Source organism: Xanthomonas sp. JL1 (assembly GCF_038405005.1).
The window spans coordinates 26,002-44,798 of record NZ_JBBYGR010000040.1 but is presented as its reverse complement, the minus strand read 5'-3'; the positions used below and the strand labels follow the sequence as shown (position 1 = coordinate 44,798).

Genomic DNA, 18,797 nt, shown 5'->3' with positions numbered 1-18,797 from the left:
TCCACTCGCGCACCAGCGCACGACGCGCCGGTGCGCTCACCATTGTTTTTGCAGCGCATCCTTGATCAGGTCGTTCTGGAACACCTGCTCGGCCAGCAACTTCTTCAGTCGCGTGTTCTCGGCCTCCAGGTCCTTGAGCCGCTTGGCATCGGGCACGCTCATGCCGCCGAACTTGCTGCGCCACAGGTAGTAGGACGCCTCACTGAAGCCATGCCGTCGGCACAGGTCCTTGATCGGCATGCCGGCCTCGGCTTCGCGCAGGAAGCCGATGATCTGCTCTTCGGAAAAACGCTTCTTCACGTCCAATCTCCTCGGGTTAGGGAATTGGACTCCAAACTGAGGTGCTACTCAAACTTGGGGGGACGTCGCCGCTGCAGCGGGCGTTTTTCGTCTGAGCGGCAAGGCCAGGCTACCGGCCCAGGCCAACAGCACGCACAAAAGGCCGCACACCACCGGACCCAACGCCATCGCCCATGCTAGCGCCTCGTGGCGACGGTCGCTGGAGTCGCAGGCACTCAACAACAGACCGATCAGTGCGCTGCCGATCGCCAGCGCCACCTGCGCGCTGGCGGTGAGGATGGCGATGCTGTTGGCCTGCTGAGCGGCCGAGTGGCTGCAGGCCAGTTCAGCATGCCGTGCCCAGACCCAGTGCCCAGCGGTGCCGGCCGCCATGCCCATGCCCAACGCGAGCGCTCCATCCAGCCACACGTGCCTGGCCGCATCCAGCGCAAACAGCAGCCCGAAGGCCGTCAGCACGACGCCGCTGGCTCCTAGGCGCCGCAAGGCGGTGGTGAGCCAGCGTGACGCCAGCGGCTGCACCAGGATCGTGCCTGCCGCATAACCGGTCAGCACCGCGCAGCTCCAGCCCGGCGAGCTGCGACCGGTTTGTGCCAGATACGGCGCGAGCTTGGTAAAGGTCGGCAGGGCCAGCGACAGCGCCGCAATCACCGATGGCGGCAGCAGACGCTGTCGTTGCCAGCGCAGCGTCGGAGCCGGCGAGGGCGCACCAGTGGTTGCCACCACATGCGTCTGCAGAGACTGCCGAAGCCACCATGCAGACAGCAGTGCGATCGCGCTGACGGTCGCCACGAAGGCCAGCGCAATCGATGCGGATGTCTGTTCGCCGGCGCGCAACAACAAGCCGATTGCCGCACTGATCGACAACGCAGCCAATCCGCTGCCGATCAGGCGCAGTGCGCTGACGCCGCGCGCGCCCCGCCAAGGCCAACGCGCCAACCCGATCAAGGTGTTCTGGGCGACATCGCCGACCGCGTAAGCGATACGGAAGGGCAGGCTGACAAGGAGCACGCAGACCAAGCGCATTGCCGGTGGCAGCAGCGGCGTCAGAAACAGCAGCGATAACGCAATCGCGGCCCAGGCAATGCCGTGCCATTGCGATCGTCCGGCCCAAGCCAGATTGGCCCCCGGGCGCCAGCGGCGCGCCGCGAAGACGCCCATCGCTGCGCTGATCAGCAGGCCGGCGGCCACTGAGAAGCCCGCCGCCACAGAACTCAGTCCAACATATTCGGTCAACGCAAAAATCAGCAGCAATTCGCCGATGTACCAGAGCAGGCTCTTGCCGAAATGCGCTGCCGCGTAGGCAAGCAATGCGGCAGACGGTAGTGCAGGAGGTAATGCGTGCGGTGGCAATGACATGCGAGTGGTTATAGCCGAGCCGCACGACAGGAAAAAGAAGGCGGCCAGTGCGGACCAGGGCATCCGCGCGCATGTTGGCGTTGGTCACGCCGCATGCAGGTCAGCATTGCAACCAGACCCGACCGCAGCGGCGGCGTCGTGACCCCGTCCTGGCGAAACCCTTACAACGTCGCGGCCAGCCGGCTCGCCTGGTTGATCGCGCGTTTGGCGTCCAGTTCGGCCGCCACATCCGCGCCACCGATCAAATGCGGCTGCTGGCCGTTGGCTTGCAGCGCGGCTAACAATGCGCGACGCGGCTCCTGCCCGGCGCATACCACCACCGTGCCGACGTCGAGCAACTGCTCGCTGCCTTCCGCGCGAATGCGCAGACCGGCATCGTCCACGCCCAGGTATTCCACGCTGCCGAGCATCTTGACGCCCTTGGCCTTGAGCGTGGCGCGGTGGATCCAGCCGGTGGTCTTGCCCAGGCGCGCACCGGGCTTGCCGGGGCTGCGCTGCAACAACCAGACCTGGCGGGCAGGGCGCGCCGGCTGCGGTTTGGTCAACGCGCCGCGTGTTTCGAAGCTCGGGTCCACGCCCCATTCGGCCATCCAGCGTTGCGGGTCCAGCGACGGCGATTCACCCGTGTGTACCAGAAATTCACCGACATCAAAGCCAATACCGCCCGCACCGATGATCGCCACCTTGTCGGCGGCCACGTGGCGGCCCAGCACGACATCGAGATAGCTCACCACCATCGGATGATCGGCGCCGGGGAAATCCACCTTGCGTGGCTCGATGCCGGTCGCCAGCACGATCTCGTCGAAGTCTTTCAGATCAGCCGCCTGCACGCGGGTACTCAAGCGCAGTTGCACGCCGGTCGCCTCGATGCGATGGCCGAAATAGCGCAAGGTCTCGTTGAATTCCTCCTTGCCCGGGATGCGTTTGGCGACATTGAATTGCCCACCGATCGCATCGCTTGCATCGAACAAGGTCACCCGGTGCCCCCGTTCTGCTGCCACTGTCGCGCAGGCCAAGCCAGCCGGGCCTGCGCCGACCACGGCGATGCGCTTGGGCGTGGTGGTCGGCGTGTAGTTGAGTTCGGTCTCGTGCGCAGCGCGTGGATTGACCAGGCAGGTGGCCAACTTGTTGTCGAAGACGTGGTCCAGGCAGGCCTGGTTGCAGGCGATGCACGTATTGATGGCGTGCGACTGCCCGGCGCGCGCCTTGTTGGTCCACTGCGGGTCGGCCAGCAGCGGGCGCGCCAGCGACACCATGTCTGCCGCACCGTCGGCCAGGAGGCGTTCGGCCACGTCCGGCATGTTGATGCGGTTGGTTGCGACCACCGGAATGCGCAGATGCGGCTTGAGCTTGGCGGTGACGCCGGCAAACGCGGCGCGCGGCACCGAAGTGGCGATGGTGGGGATGCGCGCTTCGTGCCAGCCGATACCGGAATTGATGATGGTCGCGCCGGCCGCTTCGATCGCTTGCGCCTGCGCCAGGATTTCCTGCCATTGATTGCCGTTTTCGACCAGATCCACCAGCGACAGCCGATAGATGATCATGAAATCCGGTCCACAGGCCTCGCGGATGCGCCGCACGATCTCCACGGCAAAACGCATGCGCTTGCTGGCATCGCCGCCCCACGCGTCGCTGCGCTGATTGGTGCGCGCGGCGGTGAATTCGTTGATCAGATAGCCTTCCGAGCCCATCACCTCGACGCCGTCGTAGCCGGCCTCGCGTGCCAGCCGCGCGGCGCGTGCATAGGCGACGACCTGCCGGTCCACGGCGCTGGCCGACAAGGCGCGTGGGGTAAACGGGGTGATCGGTGCCTTGAGCTTGGACGGCGCCACCGACAGCGGGTGGTAGGCATAGCGCCCGGCATGCAGCAGTTGCAGGCAGATCTTGGCCCCGTGTTCGTGGACGGCGCGGGTGACCTGGCGATGTGGGCGCACTTCCCACGGCCAGGACAACTTGCCACCGAATGGCTTGAGCCAACCCACCACGTTCGGCGAGAACCCGCCGGTGACGATCAGGCCCACGCCGCCGGCAGCGCGCTCGGCGAAATACGCCGCCAGCTTGGGGAAATCGCGCGCACGATCTTCCAGGCCTGTGTGCATCGAGCCCATCAGAACGCGGTTGCGGAGTTGGGTGAAGCCCAGGTCGAGCGGGGTGAACAGGTGCGGGAAGGGTGAGACGGACGGGCCGGTGGCGGGCGACATGATGTGGATACGCTTGCGTACGGAGTGCGCACGATGCCGTCAAACGCGGCAGGCGGCAAGTCCTCAGGCATCCAGCGCTGCCGTTGGGCGCCGCGGGGCTCGGTCAGCAATACGCCTTCGCTGCCGCCTGCACAAACCGCGCCCCGATGCGCCGGCGCTCTGCGCACCGAGGCGCAGAGCGCCGGCCAACCCTGCCCGGCCGGTGCATTACCAACCGGCCAGGACTAACTTACCGATCGTGTTGCCACTTTCCAGACGGCGGTGCGCCTCGCGCAGGTGTTGCGCATTGATCGGCGACAGCGTTTGCGTATGCGTGGTGCGCAGCTCGCCGGCATCAATCAGGCTGGCGGCCCGGTTGAGGATGCGGTGCTGCTCGACCATATCCTCGGTCGCGTAGCGCGCGCGGGTGAACATCAGTTCCCAATGGATGCCGATGCACTTGGACTTGTAGGGGTCGCCGATCGATAGCGGCCCGCGCGGCTCCACGATCAAGCCCACATGCCCCTGCGGCGCGAGCACTTCACCCAGTTGCTGCCAGTAGCGGTCGGTGTCGGCCAGATTGAGCGCTGCATCCACTGTCTCCATCCCCAGCGCCTGCAGCTGCGGTTGCAGTGGTTGGTGATGATCGATCACGTGGTGCGCGCCCATTTGACGTACCCATTCGATGCTCTCCGGCCGCGATGCGGTGGCAATCACCGTGAAGCCGGCATGCCGCGCCAACTGGATCGCGATGGAGCCCACGCCGCCAGCGCCGCCGATGATCAACAGATGCCTGCCGCGATTGCGCGCACCGTCGAAGGCAAACGGCATGCGCTGGAACAGCAGCTCCCATGCGGTCAGGGTGGTCAGCGGCAGCGCGGCCGCCTGCGCGAAGCTCAGTGAGGTCGGCTTGCATCCGGCGATGCGTGCATCCACCAGCTGGTACTGCGCGTTACTGCCTTGCCGACCGATATCGCCTGCGTAGTAGACCTCGTCGCCGACGGCGAACGCCGTGACCTCCGGGCCCACCGCCTCGACCACCCCGGCTGCGTCGTAGCCCAGGATCTTCGGCGCCTGCAGCGGCTGTGGCTTGGGCGCGCGCACCTTTGTATCGACTGGATTCACCGAGATCGCTTCCACCCGCACCAACAAGTCATACCCCGATGGCGCTGCAGGCGTCGGAAGTTCCAGGTCGAGTAACGACTCGGGGTCATCGATCGGAAGATGGCGGGTGAGGGCGACGGCTTTCATCGGGGCGCTCCGGAGCGGGAAGTTCAGGGTGCGTTGTGGAGTAAGTCGTCTGCAACCATCAACCCCACACTTCAGCTCGAACGGGGCTTGGCGTTCACCAATGTGGTTTTCGGCAGCGCTTGGAACGCTAAATATCAGTCGGTCTGGAAGCCTCTTCAGTCAGCTTAATTGGGCTGCCGTTCATGCAGGTCCGACCCCCGAATTGGATGCCCGGTCCTTTCCTTCATGAAACTGTATACGTAGTATTGCGTGGGATTGCGGGACCTGGTGATTGCTTTCACATGTTATATGACCGTTAACGCGATCTTCACCGAGGCCGGCTTAATCTGCGCCCCGATGGCTCTGGATGTGACGAGCATCTTTACCAAGAACAATGTCTCTATCGGTTTTATCTCCCAAAGAAGGAGCTGTATAAATGAACAAGAAAATTCTCACTGCCGCGTTGCTTGGCGGTCTGGCAGTTGCCCAGGCTGCTTCCGCGCAGGAGTTCGACGACCGTTGGTACCTGACCGGTAGCGCTGGCTTCAATTTCCAGGACCGCGATCGTTTGACCAATGATGCCCCGTTCGTGACCCTGGGCCTGGGCAAGTTCGTGAGCCCGAACTGGTCGATCGACGGTGAACTGAACTATCAGAACCCGAACTTCGACGCCAACCAGGATCTGAACTGGAGCCAGTACGGCATCTCGTTCGACCTGCGTCGCCACTTCATCCAGGAAGGCCGCGGCTGGAACCCCTACCTGCTGTTCGGTCTGGGCTATCAGCGTTCGGAAGAAGAATTCGACGCGACCCCGAACCCGGTGTCGCCGGGCCAGCGTAAGGACGGCAACTTTGCCGCCAAGGCTGGTGTCGGTCTGCAGACCACCTTCGACAAGCGCGTCGCCGTGCGTGCCGAGTTGGCCTATCGCGCTGACTTCAACGACCAGAGCGTCGCCGCTCCGCGCGAAAACTGGTTCGGCGACGTGCTGGCTTCGGTCGGCGTCGTGATCCCGTTGGGACCGGCTCCGTCGACCGCTCCGCCGCCGGCTCCGGCTCCGGTTGCTCCGAGCTGCGCCGATCTGGATGACGACGGTGACGGCGTCAACAACTGCGACGACAAGTGCCCGAACTCGCAGCCTGGCCAGACCATCGGTCCGGACGGTTGCCCGGTGCCTGTCTCGATCGACCTGAAGGGCGTGAACTTCGACTTCAACAAGTCGACCCTGCGTCCGGACGCGATCTCGATCCTGAGCGAAGCGACCGAAATCCTGAAGCGCTACCCCGACCTGAAGGTCGAGGTTGCCGGTCACACCGACTCGAAGGGTACCGACGCGTACAACCAGAAGCTGTCCGAGCGTCGTGCGACCACCGTGTACGACTACCTGACCAAGAACGGCGTCGATGCGTCGCGTCTGGTCGGTCCGATCGGCTACGGCAAGAGCCGTCCGATTGCTCCGAACACCAACCCGGATGGTTCCGACAATCCGGAAGGCCGTGCGAAGAACCGTCGTACCGAGTTGAACGTCCAGAACTAATTGGACCGCTAGCGTTGTTGCAGACAAAACCCGGCCTTGCGCCGGGTTTTGTCTATGCAGGCCCTGGAAAAGCGCGCTCAAGCGCTGCTGATCCTGTCTGTGTTGTCATCCCGGCACGGTTCCTGTTGAAACAGCGTTCATCGCTGCCTACACTCGCCGCGTCAAAACCACACTCATACTTGGAAGAACCCGATGCTGCGTACCGCTACGGCAGGACTGCTCTGTCTCGCTCTGATTCCCGCCGCCTACGCCGCTACGAACTGCGCTGGCAGCACGGTGTCCCAGCCACTGCCGTTGCCCGCTACCGTCGTCGCACCGGCGGCTGCCGAGTTCTACACCCGCAGCGTGCAGTTGGGTATGCCCACCGGCGTGCTGGCACAGCCCTACAGCAGCGACCAGTCGGTGGACCGCGTACTGCTGCGCCTGCGCGTGGAAGGTTGCCAGGATCTGGCCAAGGTCATTCCGCCCGGCGGCACCGTCAACCCGAACGATCCGGCGGCCTACAAGGCCAAGACGGCGTTCGACAACACCCCGTGGCGCTTCGACATGAGCCAGAACGGCAAGCGCATGACGGCAGAAGAATTCGATGCCTGGATGAAGGCGCGCGGTGTGCGCGTGGTCAAGGCACGTCCGGCCGCTGGCGCGGCACCGGCAGCGCCCGCCGCACCTGCGGCCGACGCCAAGCCGGTCGAGAATAAGTAAGCCGCGCGGTCGGGACGGCATGCCCCGGCGGCCACCGCCGGCAACGTCCCGGCAACGTCAGCGTGGTCCGGGAGCGGCAGGCGCAACGCGTGCCCACGTTGCTGCACCCGCCAATGCCGCGCCACGCCATGGGCTGGCGCGCGTGTTGTCCAAGCTCGGTGTGTGTTCGCGCACCGAGGCGGCGCGTTGGATCGCCGATGGCCGCGTCAGCGTCTCGGCACGCGTGGTGCGCGATCCCGAATTTCCAATCCGCGCCGATCAGCAATTCTCAATCACCGTCGACGGGCAGCCGCTGACAGGGCCGGCGCGTTGCTATTTGATGCTCAACAAGCCGCGCGGCGTGGTCACTACCGTGCGCGATGAGCAGGGCAGGGACACGGTCTATCGCTGTTTCGATGGTGCCGGTTTGCCGTGGATCGCCCCGGTCGGGCGCTTGGACAAGGCCAGCGAAGGCCTGCTGCTCTTCAGCAACGATCCGCAGTGGGCGGCGACGGTGACCGACCCGGCGACCGGGCCGGACAAGACCTATCACGTGCAGATCGATTGCCTGCCTAATGTCGCGCAACTGGCGCAGCTGCAGGCCGGTGTGGTCGACCCGGATCCTGAGGGCGAGGGTATGCTGTTGCGCGCCAAGCAGGTCAGCGTGCTGCGCGAAGGCGAGCGCAATGCCTGGCTGGAAATCGTGCTGGACGAAGGCCGTAATCGGCAGATCCGCCGGCTATTGGCTGCCGTGGACATCGGTGTGCTGCGGCTGATGCGCGTGGCGATCGGTCCGCTGGCGATGGGCGAGCTCGGCAAAGGCGCGTGGCGGATGCTGAGTGCCGAAGAAGTCAGGGCGTTGGTACCGGCGGCGCACGCCAGCGCGCCAGACGCGCGCTGAGCAGGGCGCTGACCACCTCGTAAGCGCGCGGGTCGCCGGCGCCGTTGGCATCGTGACGGCGGCCTTTGGCGTGATTGCAGCCGGCGCAGGCCAGCGCCAGATCGCGCGCATCGTTGGCATCGTCGCCCACCAACGCGCACAGCGCCGCCGCTGCGTGCCGCCCGAACCAGGCTTGCGGCACCACGTGTTCCAGCGTGGTGTGGCCAAGCGGCTCGCCGTCGGCGCGCACCTGCAGATGCAGGCGGCAGTGCAGGCAGCGCGTATGCCAATGACCGTCGAGCAGTTGCGCCTGCGCATCGGTCTGCGCCGCCAGCAGCAGCCGTTGGCGCAGCGCCGTGCGCATGCTCAGGCGTCGATCACCTTCAGTTCGCGCCCGATCTTGATGAATGCGGCGATCGCTTGATCCAGGTGCTCGCGCGTATGCGCCGCGCTGATCTGAGTGCGGATACGCGCTTGCCCGTTGGGTACCACCGGGAAGAAAAAACCAATGGCGTAGATGCCTTCTTCCAGCAAACGCTCGGCGAATTTTTGCGCCAGCGGTGCCTCGTACAGCATCACTGGGCTGATCGGATGCACGCCGGGTTTGACGTCGAAACCGGCGGCGGTCATGCGTGCGCGGAAATACGTGGTGTTGTCGACCAGCTGCGTGCGCAGCTCGCCGGCGGCATCCAGCATCTCGAAGGCCTTGATGCCGGCGGCCACCACGTGCGGTGGCAACGAGTTGGAGAACAGGTAGGGGCGCGAACGTTGGCGCAGCAGCTCGATCACCTCTCGCTTGGCGGTGGTGAAGCCACCGAGAGCGCCACCCATGGCCTTGCCCAGGGTGCCGGTGAAGATATCGATCTGGTCGAGTACGCCCTTGACCTCGGCCGAGCCGCGGCCGGTGGCACCGAGGAAGCCGGTGGCGTGGCATTCGTCGATATGCACCAGCGCGTTGTACTTGCGGGCCAGGGCAGTGATTTCGTCCAACGGCGCGATGAAGCCGTCCATCGAGAACACACCGTCGCTGGTGATCAGCTTGGTCTTGCAGCCGGCGGCGTCGGCGGCCTGCAACTGCGCCTCCAGGTCGACCATGTCGCAGTTGGCGTAGCGGAAGCGCTTGGCCTTGCACAGGCGCACGCCGTCGATGATGGACGCATGGTTGAGCGCGTCGGAAATGATCGCGTCGTGCTCGCCGAGCAGCGGCTCGAACAGGCCGCCGTTGGCATCGAAGCAGGCCGCGTAGAGGATGGTGTCTTCGGTACCGAAGAACTCGGCGATGGTGCGTTCGAGCTGCTTGTGCAGATCCTGGGTGCCGCAGATGAAGCGCACCGAGGCCATGCCGAAGCCGTGGCTATCCAGCGCGTCCTTGGCGGCCTGGATGATGTCCGGGTGATCGGCCAGGCCCAGATAATTGTTGGCGCAGAAATTCAGCACGCGGCGGCCATCGGCCAGGGTGATCTGGGCCGACTGCGGGCCGGTGATGATGCGCTCGGACTTGAACAGGCCCTGGGCCTGGATCGCGTCCAGTTCGGCGGCGTAATGGGCGGTCAGCGCGGCGGGAGCGGTGGTCATGGCGGTCGCAGTGGCAGAAAGAAGCGCAATGTTAACGATCACGGTGGCATACCACTACGTCATACAAAATCGGCATAAGCGGCGGCGCTGATGTCATTTCACCGCCTGCGTGACGCTGCGCAGCATGGCATGCTTGCTGTTCAGCTGTGCTCAACCGGCCAGGAGATTGTCGTGACATACCCCCGTATCCGTCTTGCTTGCCTTCTTTGCACCCTGCTGGTCCTGGCCGGCCCGGCAGGCGCACGCGAGATCGGGCTGCTTAACGTGAGCTACGACCCCACCCGCGAGTTCTACCGCGACTACAACACCGCTTTTGCCGCGCACTGGAAACAGCAGCACCCGCAGGACGCCGTCACCGTGGAAACCTCGCACGGCGGCTCGGGCAAGCAGGCGCGCGCGGTGATCGATGGCATCGAGGCCGACGTGGTGACGTTGGCGCTGGCCTACGACGTGGATGCCATCGCGCAAAAGGCCAAGCTGATCGATACCGATTGGGAAGCGCGCCTGCCCGACAACAGTGCGCCGTACACCTCGACCATTGTGTTTCTGGTGCGCAAGGGCAACCCCAAGAACATCCATGACTGGCCGGACCTGCTGCGCTCGGGCGTGTCGGTGGTGACCCCGAATCCGAAGACCTCCGGTGGCGCGCGCTGGAACTATCTGGCCGCCTGGGCGTACGCCGACCATATCTTCAAGGGCGACCGCGAGCGCACCCTGCGCTACATGCAGGCCTTGTTCCGCAATGTGCCGGTGCTGGATACCGGCGCGCGCGGCGCAACCACCACGTTCGTGCAGCGTGGGATCGGTGATGTGCTGCTGGCCTGGGAAAACGAGGCGCTGCTGGCGCGCGAGGAATTGGGCAAGGACAAGTTCGAGATCGTGGTACCGAAGTTGTCGATCCTGGCCGAGCCATCGGTGGCGCTGGTCGACAAGAACGTCGACAAGCATGGCACCCGCGAGGTGGCCGAAGCCTACCTGCGCTATCTGTACGCGCCGGAAGGCCAGAAGCTGGCAGCCAAGCATTTCTATCGCCCGCGGCATCCGGAATTTGCCGACCCCGCCGACATGGCGCGTTTCCCGGATATCCAGCTGGTGACCATCCAGCAGGCGTTTGGCTCTTGGGACAAGGCGCAACAGGAGCACTTCGCCGACGGTGGTGTGTTCGACCAGATCCAGGCCAACAAGTAGGCGATGGCGATGTCGGTTGCACCCCACTCAGCGCCGTCATCGCGCCGACGCGTGATGCCGGGGCTGGGCCTGAGTTTGGGTATCACCCTGACCTGGCTTGGCCTGATCGTGCTGATCCCGCTGCTGGGGATCTTTATCAAGACCAGCGGCCTGGGTTGGGAGGGTCTGTGGCGGATATGGAGCGAGCCGCGCGTGCTGTCGGCATTGCGGGTGAGCTTCGGTACGGCGCTTGCGGCTGGCGCTTTCAATGCGGTGATGGGCACGTGGGTGGCGTGGGTGTTCGTGCGCTACCAGTTTCCGGGCAAGCGCTTCCTGGATGCGGTGATCGATCTGCCGTTTGCGTTGCCGACGGCGGTGGCCGGCATTGCGCTGACCGCGCTGTATGGCGGCAAGGGTTGGGTCGGCCGCTGGCTGGAAGCAATCGGTATCAAGGTGGCTTACACGCAGCTGGGCATCGTGCTGGCGCTGGTGTTCGTCGGCTTACCGTTCGTGGTGCGCGTGGTGCAGCCGGTGCTGGCCGAGAGCGATCGCGAAGTAGAGGCTGCCGCTGCCACATTGGGCGCCTCGCGCTGGCAAACGGTATGGCGGGTAGTGCTGCCAGGCGTGTGGCCAGCGGTCCTGACCGGATTCGCGCTGGCGTTCGCACGTGGCGTGGGTGAGTACGGTTCGGTGATCTTCATCGCCGGCAACTTGCCCAATTCCACCGAGATCGCGCCGCTGCTGATCACCATCCGGCTGGAAGAGTTCGACTATGCGGGCGCGACTGCCATTGCCGCGGCGATGTTATTACTGTCATTCGTCATTTTGCTGGTGGTCAATACCTTGCAGGCACGCCTGCTGCAGTATCAACGGAGGCCCGCATGAGCGATGCTGTTTCCTCGCTGCCCTCCATGTTGCCGACCCATGCCATGACCAGGCAGGCGCGTCGCATCACCGAGTCGGCCAGCAACGAGCCGCGTTGGGTGCAATGGCTGATGATGTTCGGCGCGGTACTCTTTTTGTTGGCGTTTTTGCTGCTGCCGCTGGTGCTGGTGTTTGCCGAGGCGTTGCGTGGCGGTTGGGAGACCTTCCTGCGCGTAGTGGTCGACCCGGACGCGTTGTCGGCGATCAAGCTGACCTTGCTGGTGACGGCGATCGTGCTGCCATTGAATCTGATATTCGGCGTGGCCGCTGCGTGGGCCATCAGCAAGCACCAGTTCTGGGGCAAACGTCTGCTGGTCAGCCTGATCGACCTGCCGTTTTCGGTGTCGCCGGTGGTGGCGGGCTTGATCTTCGTGCTGATCTTCGGCCGCAGCGGCTGGGCCTGGCCATTGATCGACGAAGGCTGGCATGTGCAGTTGCCGGCGCTGGGCGAATGTGTGATCCAGCTGCCGCGGATCGTGTTCGCGTTGCCGGGCATCGTGCTGGCGACCACGTTCGTGACCTTCCCCTTCATCGCGCGCGAACTGATGCCGCTGATGGAGCAGCAGGGCAGCGACGAAGAACTGGCGGCACTGAGTCTGGGCGCGAACGGCTGGCAGATGTTCTGGCGAGTGACGCTGCCCAATATCCGTTGGGGCCTGTTGTATGGCGTGCTGCTGTGTGCGGCGCGTGCGATGGGCGAATTCGGCGCTGTGTCGGTGGTGTCCGGGCATATCCGTGGACGCACCAACACGCTGCCGCTGCATGTGGAAATTCTCTACAACGAATATGCCTACAGCGCCGCATTCGCCTGCGCCTCGCTGCTGGCACTGACCGCGCTGCTGACCTTGGCGCTGAAGACGTATCTGGAATGGCGGCACGGCGATTCGCTGGCCGCCAACCACCGCCACTGAGGTGACCATGGGCATCCGCATCCACCATCTGCGCAAGCAGTTCGAGACCTTTACCGCGCTGGACGACATCACCCTGGATGTGCGCCAGGGCGAGTTGCTGGCGTTGCTCGGACCCTCCGGCTCGGGCAAGACCACGCTGCTGCGCATCATGGCCGGGCTGGAGCATGCAGATGGCGGGCAGGTGCTGTTCGGCGATGAAGATGCCACCCGCATGAGCGTGCAATCGCGTCGGGTCGGCTTCGTGTTCCAGCATTACGCACTGTTCAAGCATATGGACGTGTTCGAGAACATCGCGTTCGGCTTGCGCGTACGCCGCGGCAACGAGCGTTGGGCCGAAGCGCGCATCCGTGCACGCGTGGAGGAACTGCTGGCGCTGGTGCAGCTGCAGGGTCTGGAACAGCGTTATCCCACCCAGCTCTCCGGCGGCCAGCGGCAGCGCGTGGCGTTGGCGCGTGCGCTGGCAATCGAGCCGTGCGTGTTGTTGCTCGACGAGCCGTTCGGCGCGCTGGATGCGCAAGTGCGCCGCGATCTGCGCCGCTGGCTCCGCGAGCTGCATGAACGCACCGGCCTGACCACGGTATTCGTCACCCACGATCAGGAAGAAGCGCTGGAACTGGCCGATCGGGTGGCCATCCTCAACCGCGGCCGCATCGAGCAGCTCGACACACCGGCAATGATCTACGACAAGCCGGCCTCGCCTTTCGTGTATTCGTTCGTTGGGGCAGTGAACCGGATCCCCGGGGTGCTGGCGCAGGGCCAGATCCAGGTGGCTGGGCACGCACTTCCCTTGGCCAATGCCGCGCTGGCTGCAGGGCCGGTGGAGGTGTACGTGCGGCCGGAAGATCTGGTGCCCGATGAGGCCGGCTGGCCGGCGACGGTGGCGTGGTCGCAGCGCAGCGGGGCACGCCTGCGTCTACGCGCAACGCTGGAGCCGGCAGGCAACGAAGTGGAAGTGGAACTGCCTGCCTCGGCCGGTAGCTTTCAGCCAGGGCAACAGTTGCGGCTGGCGGCGCGGCAGTACGGGGTCTTTCCTGCCGTTTGATCGTCAGCGATGCTCTCCCGCGCATGGGCGAGGATACCCGCCGTGCGAATGGGTGAAGCGCTTGGCTCGACCAGCAGACGGGCGCAAGCGGCGACGATACCGGAACCTGGCGGACTGCGGTCTGGCCTGACATGGTGTAGGGGAATGCGGCGATGCAGACTGCGTCTCAAGAAGCGGTTTCTGGCGTCGATGACGTTGCCGGTAGCACTCCTATCGGCCTCTGACGCGCCGAAGGTGTGCGCTGTGTCAAGCGAGCGATACTTTTATGTTGTGCTGCTATGGCATTCCAACTATGAAGTGAAGGCAATTCCGATTCGCGCGATTCGATCACCCATCGCTCTAGGAGATGCCCGATGAAGATGTCTACGCTTGCTTGTTGTCTCTTGCTGTCGCTGAGTGCCGCGCCGTTGGCGCAGGCGCAGGAAGAGGAAGCCCCCCTGTCGCCGTTCACCGGCACCTTTGCAGTCACCAGCGACTACGTGTTCCGCGGTGTGTCCCAGACCAACGGGGATCCTGCATTCCAGGCCGGGCTGACCTACAAGCATCCTTCCGGCTTCTACGTGGCCGCCTGGACATCCAACGTCGATCCCGGCGAAGGCGATCCGGATTGGGAAGTGGATACCACGGTCGGCTATGGTGTCGAACTGGGCAAGCAGTGGGACCTCGATGTCGCGGTCACCCGCTACAACTATCCGGGCGCGGGCAAGACGAACTACAACGAACTGGTCACCAAGACGACGTTCCTGAAGACCTACAGCCTCACCGTCGGATACACCAACGATCTGTACGGCACCAAGACCGACGGCTATTACTATGCGCTGGATGCCAACTGGCCGTTGCCGCACAAGTTCAGCATCGGTGCGCATGTCGGGCACACCCGCTACACATCGGCGCTGAAGCAGGTGGATCACGACTACAACGATTACGCGATCACCGTCGGCAAGAGCTTTGGCCCGCTTGCGTTGAACATCGGCTACTACGACACCAGCGAGCCTGCCGAATTCGGTTTCGGTCGTCCTAATACCGAAGGCCGGACCGTCGCCACCGCCACGGTGACCTGGCCGTGACACGGCTGCACTGAGCGAACACGCAAAAGGCGCCCTCGGGCGCCTTTTGCGTTCAAGCGGTTTGTGCGGTCAATTCCAGCTCAGCACGACCTTGCCGGCCTTGCCTGCTTCCATCAGGTCGAAGCCCTTCTGGAAATCGTCGATCGGCAGCTGATGGGTCAGCACCTTGTGCAGCGGAAAACCCGACAGCACCAGCTGCGTCATCTTGTACCAGGTCTCGTACATCTTGCGGCCGTAGATGCCCTGCACGGTGAGGCCCTTGAAGATGATCTTGTCCCAGTCGCAACCGGCGCCGCGCGGCATGATGCCGAGCATGGCGATCTTGCCGCCGTGGTACATGCAATCGAGCATGTCGTTGAACGCGCGCGGGTTGCCGCTCATTTCCAGGCCCACGTCGAAGCCTTCCATGTGCAGGTCGGCCATGACGTCCTTGAGCGAGGTCTTTGACACGTTGACCACGCGCGTGGCACCCATATCGGCGGCCAGCTTGAGACGGAAATCATTGACATCGGTGACCACCACATTGCGCGCACCGATATGCTTGCAGATGCCGGCCGCAATGATGCCGATCGGGCCGGCGCCGGTGATCAGTACGTCCTCGCCGATGACGTCGAATTCCAGCGCGCAATGCGCGGCATTGCCGTAGGGGTCGAAGAATGCCGCCAACTCGGACGGAATCTGGTCCGGGATCGGCCACAGGTTGCTGGCCGGCATCACCATGTATTCGGCGAAGGCACCATTGACGTTGACGCCGATGCCCATGGTGTTGGGGCACAGGTGCGGGCGGCCGCCACGGCAGTTGCGGCAATGGCCGCACACGATGTGGCCTTCGGCCGACACCCGTTGACCGACCTGATAGCCGGTCACTGCCGAACCGAGCTCGGCCACGCGACCGACGAATTCATGGCCGATGGTCAGGCCCGGCTTGATCGTGCGCTGGCTCCACTCGTCCCACAGGTAGATGTGCAGATCGGTGCCGCAAATGGCGGTCTTTTCCAGCTTGATCAGCACCTCGTTGGGGCCGGGCGTCGGCACTGGCACCTGTTCCAGCCAGATGCCCTTGTTCGTTTCGCGCTTGACCAGCGCCTTCATCGTCTGCGCCATCTGGCGGAACCTGCTGAGTGAACGTAAGCCGGCGATTATAGGCGTCGCGGCCTCTATGCCATGCGGCGGTGCAATGATGCCGCCCTGGATCCACGGTAGGGCAGGGCCGATCTGGCCCGTGCCCGTTGAGACGACGTTGGCACCTCAGCACAGGATGAGAGCCGCCGCCCACACCTGTCGCCGCCTGCGCGGGTAGCGCGTTCGCCAAACATCGCAGGCGTGAGTCATCGGCGCCTGCATCGCTCCAATGCCCTTGCTCCGCGCTACGGCCCCATCGACGGCGCGGCAGCGCTGGCTTGGATGCATGGCGCGCAGCCTGGTCTTTTTGGCCCGGCAGGCGCAAGGAGCAGGCAGCGGGGCCAGAGCAGCTAAAAAACCACTGCACCGTCGCCATGCGGGCGCGCCCGCCACTCCGAATCGGCGTGTACCACGCGTACATTCCGGTGGTGAGCGCGCCGTCCATGGCCATCTGCCCGCTGCTCGCGACGTTGCTCGGCCGCGCTTAGAACTTCACATCCAGACTCATGAAGTACTGCCGTGGGGCGCCGACCACCATGGTCTGGTTGTAGCCATCCGGATCGGAGGCGACATAGCCGTTGGTGCCGGTGCTGGCGAAGTAGCGCTTGTCGGTGAGGTTACTGACGTTGAGCGCCAGGGCGACATCCGCCACGCCGCCGACGCGGCCGAAGTCGTACCGCGCGCCGGCATTCAACAGCCAGTACGACGGCACCTGCGAGTCGTTGAGGAACGTGATGTAGCGCTTGTCCACGTACTTGCCATCCAGATCCAGACGCAGATTGCCGATCTGGTAGCTGGCGCTGGAAGAGAACATCAACGCCGGGATGCCGACCACATCCTTGCCGGATGTCGCGACCACACCGTTGTTGAGGTAATTGTCCTGGTAACGCGAGCGGTTCCAGGAGAGCGAGTTCAACCAGCTCAAGCCTTCGGTCGGGTGCCACATCAGTGCCAGATCCGCACCGGCGCTATGCACTGCGCCGATGTTGCTGAGGATCGCGGCGCAGGTCTGCACCGCGGTGCACGGCGAGGTGGTCAGCAGGCGATTGGAGAACCTGGTGAAGTAGGCATCGGCCGACAGCTGGAACTGCGCATCCTGCACGCGATAGCCCACCTGCACGGTCTGCGATTCTTCCGGCTCCAGCGTGGAGCGGCTGCGGTCGAAGGCGGCCTGCGAGGTGGCGAACGGGGTGAAGCCGAAGGCGGCGATGTTCTTGCTAAAGGACGCGTAGAGGTCCTGGCGCTCGTCGAGTTTGTAGTTCACGCCCACCTGCGGCAGGAAATGATCTTCGGCGGGAATGCGGCCTTGCGCCAGTGCGGTGGTCGGCACCAGCGATTGCGCGCGCGTGGTGGTACTGAGCGCTTTTGCGCCGTAATTCAGCGTAAGGCGATCGTCGAGCAGGCGCACGGTGTCCTGCAGATACAGCATGCGCGTCTGCGTGGTGTAGCGCTGCAGGAAATCGCGGCGGAACGGGATCTGTGCTTCGTAAACGTTGTACAGCGAGGTCTGCCCCTCGTTGCCAAGCGCGAAGTAATTGCGGCCCTGCGAGGTGCGCGCGTTCTCTGCCCAGGCGCCCACTTCCAGGTCGTGATTACCCCATGACCATTTCAATGCGCTGGTGCCGCCGAAGCGATCCAGGCGGTAGTCGGTGGTGCGCATCGACAATGGAATGTCTGCGGAGGTGCGCACGTACGGCGTCACCCATTGGCCTTCGCCACGATTACCGTGGTAGTACCCACTGCCATCGAGCGTGGCGCCGCCAAACACGAACGTGCCCGACAAGCCCGCCAGGTTGTCGCGACGCAAGCCGCCGCCGGCGTAATACATGGCATCGAGCCAGCTGTAGTCGCTGGGCAGGCCGGCCAGCGATTGCGGGTAGCCGTTCGCCACGCCGCTGGTGGCGCCGGTGTTCTGATACGCGCGTGCCATCTGCACGGCGGTGGCCCAATCCGGCTGCAGGTAATCGTAGTCCCAGCCAAGCGCGCGCTGGCTGGTCAACGACAGATCCATGTAGTCGTATTCCTTGCGCCGCGAGGTATCCACGAACAGGCTCAGACGGTTGCCGTCGCCCCATTGGTATACCGTCTTGAGATTGGCCTGCTCGGATGTTTGATCGCCGTCGCCCTTCCACTTGTCGGTGCTGGCATTGGCGTAAGACAGATATGCCGACAGCCCATCGCGATCGCCGGTGTCAGCGCGCACGAAGGTACGCCGCGTTGCGTCGCTGCCCATCGTCTGTACCAACCGCGCACCCGGGGTGGTCTGCGGATCGGCCGAGTAGAACTGCATCGTGCCGCCGAGATTGGTGTTGGACGCTGTGCCAAGTGCGCCGGCGCCTTGCGCAATCTCCACCGAACCGAGGTTTTCCGAAATGATGGCGCGCGTGATGTGCAAGCCATTGGTCACGCCGTAGCTCATGTTGCCGAGCGGAATGCCGTCGAGCGTATGACCCAGGCGGCTTTGATCGAAGCCATGCAAGGTGACCTGTGTGGACCACTCGTACGTGCCAAACGGATCGGCCGACTGGAACTGCACGCCCGGTAGTTTCTCCACCGCCTTGAATGCGCTGCTGCCGGGTGTCAGCTGCTCGATATCCTGCCGGCTGATGCGCTGCACCTGGCGCGTGCTGCCTTGCGATACCACATTGATTGCATCCAGCTGCGTGGCATTGGTGGCGGCATCGGCGGGCGCCGCTGCTTCCGCTGCAGGAGCAACAGTAAACGGTTCGGCCGGCGACGCGGCCTGCGCGACGACGGGAAGCAGCGTTGCCAGGGCGAGCGCCAGCGGAGTGACATGAAAGCGACGAGTGGAAATCATGGGGGGGAGT

The 18,797-nt window shown here is 64.3% G+C and carries 15 protein-coding genes and 1 pseudogene; 8 read left to right on the top strand and 8 right to left on the bottom strand.

Annotation, left to right across the window (positions count from 1 at the left end):
• From WJW29_RS08795 to WJW29_RS08780, 4 genes and pseudogenes are all read right to left on the bottom strand, one after another.
• Window positions 1-240 (bottom strand): annotated as a pseudogene (locus WJW29_RS08795) (transposase); the annotation flags it as partial.
• Window positions 241-348: 108 nt separating this feature from the next.
• Window positions 349-1,656 (bottom strand): MFS transporter, encoded by a 1,308-nt coding sequence (locus WJW29_RS08790; protein ID WP_041182257.1) that lies wholly within the window; start codon window positions 1,654-1,656, stop codon window positions 349-351.
• Between the two features lie 161 nt (window positions 1,657-1,817).
• Window positions 1,818-3,857, bottom strand: coding sequence for an NADPH-dependent 2,4-dienoyl-CoA reductase (locus WJW29_RS08785; protein WP_011260130.1), 2,040 nt, complete (start codon window positions 3,855-3,857; stop codon window positions 1,818-1,820).
• A 207-nt stretch (window positions 3,858-4,064) separates the two neighbouring features.
• Window positions 4,065-5,087 (bottom strand): zinc-binding alcohol dehydrogenase family protein, encoded by a 1,023-nt coding sequence (locus tag WJW29_RS08780; RefSeq protein WP_011260129.1) that lies wholly within the window; start codon window positions 5,085-5,087, stop codon window positions 4,065-4,067.
• 415 nt (window positions 5,088-5,502) lie between these two features.
• Between WJW29_RS08780 and WJW29_RS08775 the strand changes: the two genes are divergently transcribed.
• The 3 genes from WJW29_RS08775 to WJW29_RS08765 all read left to right on the top strand — a co-directional run bounded on the left by WJW29_RS08775 (window position 5,503) and on the right by WJW29_RS08765 (window position 8,182).
• A complete protein-coding gene (locus tag WJW29_RS08775) occupies window positions 5,503-6,600 on the top strand; it encodes an OmpA family protein (RefSeq protein ID WP_011409308.1) in 1,098 nt (365 codons plus the stop codon).
• A gap of 192 nt (window positions 6,601-6,792) precedes the next feature.
• Entirely contained in the window at window positions 6,793-7,302 is a 510-nt protein-coding gene (locus WJW29_RS08770) for a hypothetical protein (protein WP_011260127.1), read from the top strand.
• Between the two features lie 19 nt (window positions 7,303-7,321).
• Window positions 7,322-8,182: a pseudouridine synthase gene (locus tag WJW29_RS08765; RefSeq protein WP_011260126.1), complete on the top strand. Its 861-nt coding sequence runs from the start codon at window positions 7,322-7,324 to the stop codon at window positions 8,180-8,182.
• Here WJW29_RS08765 and WJW29_RS08760 read toward each other — a convergent pair.
• Both WJW29_RS08760 and kbl read right to left on the bottom strand, forming a co-directional pair.
• Window positions 8,133-8,525: a hypothetical protein gene (locus WJW29_RS08760; RefSeq protein WP_011409307.1), complete on the bottom strand. Its 393-nt coding sequence runs from the start codon at window positions 8,523-8,525 to the stop codon at window positions 8,133-8,135. The genes WJW29_RS08765 and WJW29_RS08760 overlap by 50 nt on opposite strands.
• A gap of 2 nt (window positions 8,526-8,527) precedes the next feature.
• Window positions 8,528-9,736, bottom strand: coding sequence for a glycine C-acetyltransferase (gene kbl, locus WJW29_RS08755; RefSeq protein WP_011260125.1), 1,209 nt, complete (start codon window positions 9,734-9,736; stop codon window positions 8,528-8,530).
• 90 nt (window positions 9,737-9,826) lie between these two features.
• Here kbl and WJW29_RS08750 point away from each other — a divergent pair, with 90 nt between their 5' ends.
• From WJW29_RS08750 to WJW29_RS08730, 5 genes are all read left to right on the top strand, one after another.
• Window positions 9,827-10,924 (top strand): sulfate ABC transporter substrate-binding protein, encoded by a 1,098-nt coding sequence (locus WJW29_RS08750; protein ID WP_011260124.1) that lies wholly within the window; start codon window positions 9,827-9,829, stop codon window positions 10,922-10,924.
• 3 nt (window positions 10,925-10,927) lie between these two features.
• Entirely contained in the window at window positions 10,928-11,788 is an 861-nt protein-coding gene (gene cysT / locus WJW29_RS08745) for a sulfate ABC transporter permease subunit CysT (protein WP_011260123.1), read from the top strand.
• Window positions 11,785-12,738 carry a sulfate ABC transporter permease subunit CysW gene (gene cysW / locus WJW29_RS08740; protein WP_011260122.1) on the top strand — a complete coding sequence of 318 codons (954 nt, stop codon included), beginning with the start codon at window positions 11,785-11,787 and terminating at the stop codon, window positions 12,736-12,738. Before cysT ends, cysW begins: the two co-directional genes overlap by 4 nt.
• A 7-nt stretch (window positions 12,739-12,745) precedes the next feature.
• Window positions 12,746-13,780, top strand: coding sequence for a sulfate/molybdate ABC transporter ATP-binding protein (locus tag WJW29_RS08735; protein WP_027703808.1), 1,035 nt, complete (start codon window positions 12,746-12,748; stop codon window positions 13,778-13,780).
• 353 nt (window positions 13,781-14,133) lie between these two features.
• Complete coding sequence (locus WJW29_RS08730; RefSeq protein WP_011260120.1) at window positions 14,134-14,847, top strand: TorF family putative porin; 714 nt, start codon at window positions 14,134-14,136, stop codon at window positions 14,845-14,847.
• Between the two features lie 69 nt (window positions 14,848-14,916).
• Here the strand turns inward: WJW29_RS08730 and tdh are convergent, their stop codons facing one another.
• Together tdh and WJW29_RS08720 are read right to left on the bottom strand one after the other, a co-directional pair.
• Complete coding sequence (gene tdh, locus WJW29_RS08725) at window positions 14,917-15,951, bottom strand: L-threonine 3-dehydrogenase (protein WP_011260119.1); 1,035 nt, start codon at window positions 15,949-15,951, stop codon at window positions 14,917-14,919.
• Window positions 15,952-16,453: 502 nt separating this feature from the next.
• Window positions 16,454-18,787, bottom strand: a complete 2,334-nt coding sequence (locus WJW29_RS08720) for a TonB-dependent receptor (protein WP_012445964.1) — start codon at window positions 18,785-18,787, stop codon at window positions 16,454-16,456.
• Window positions 18,788-18,797: the final 10 nt, after the last annotated feature.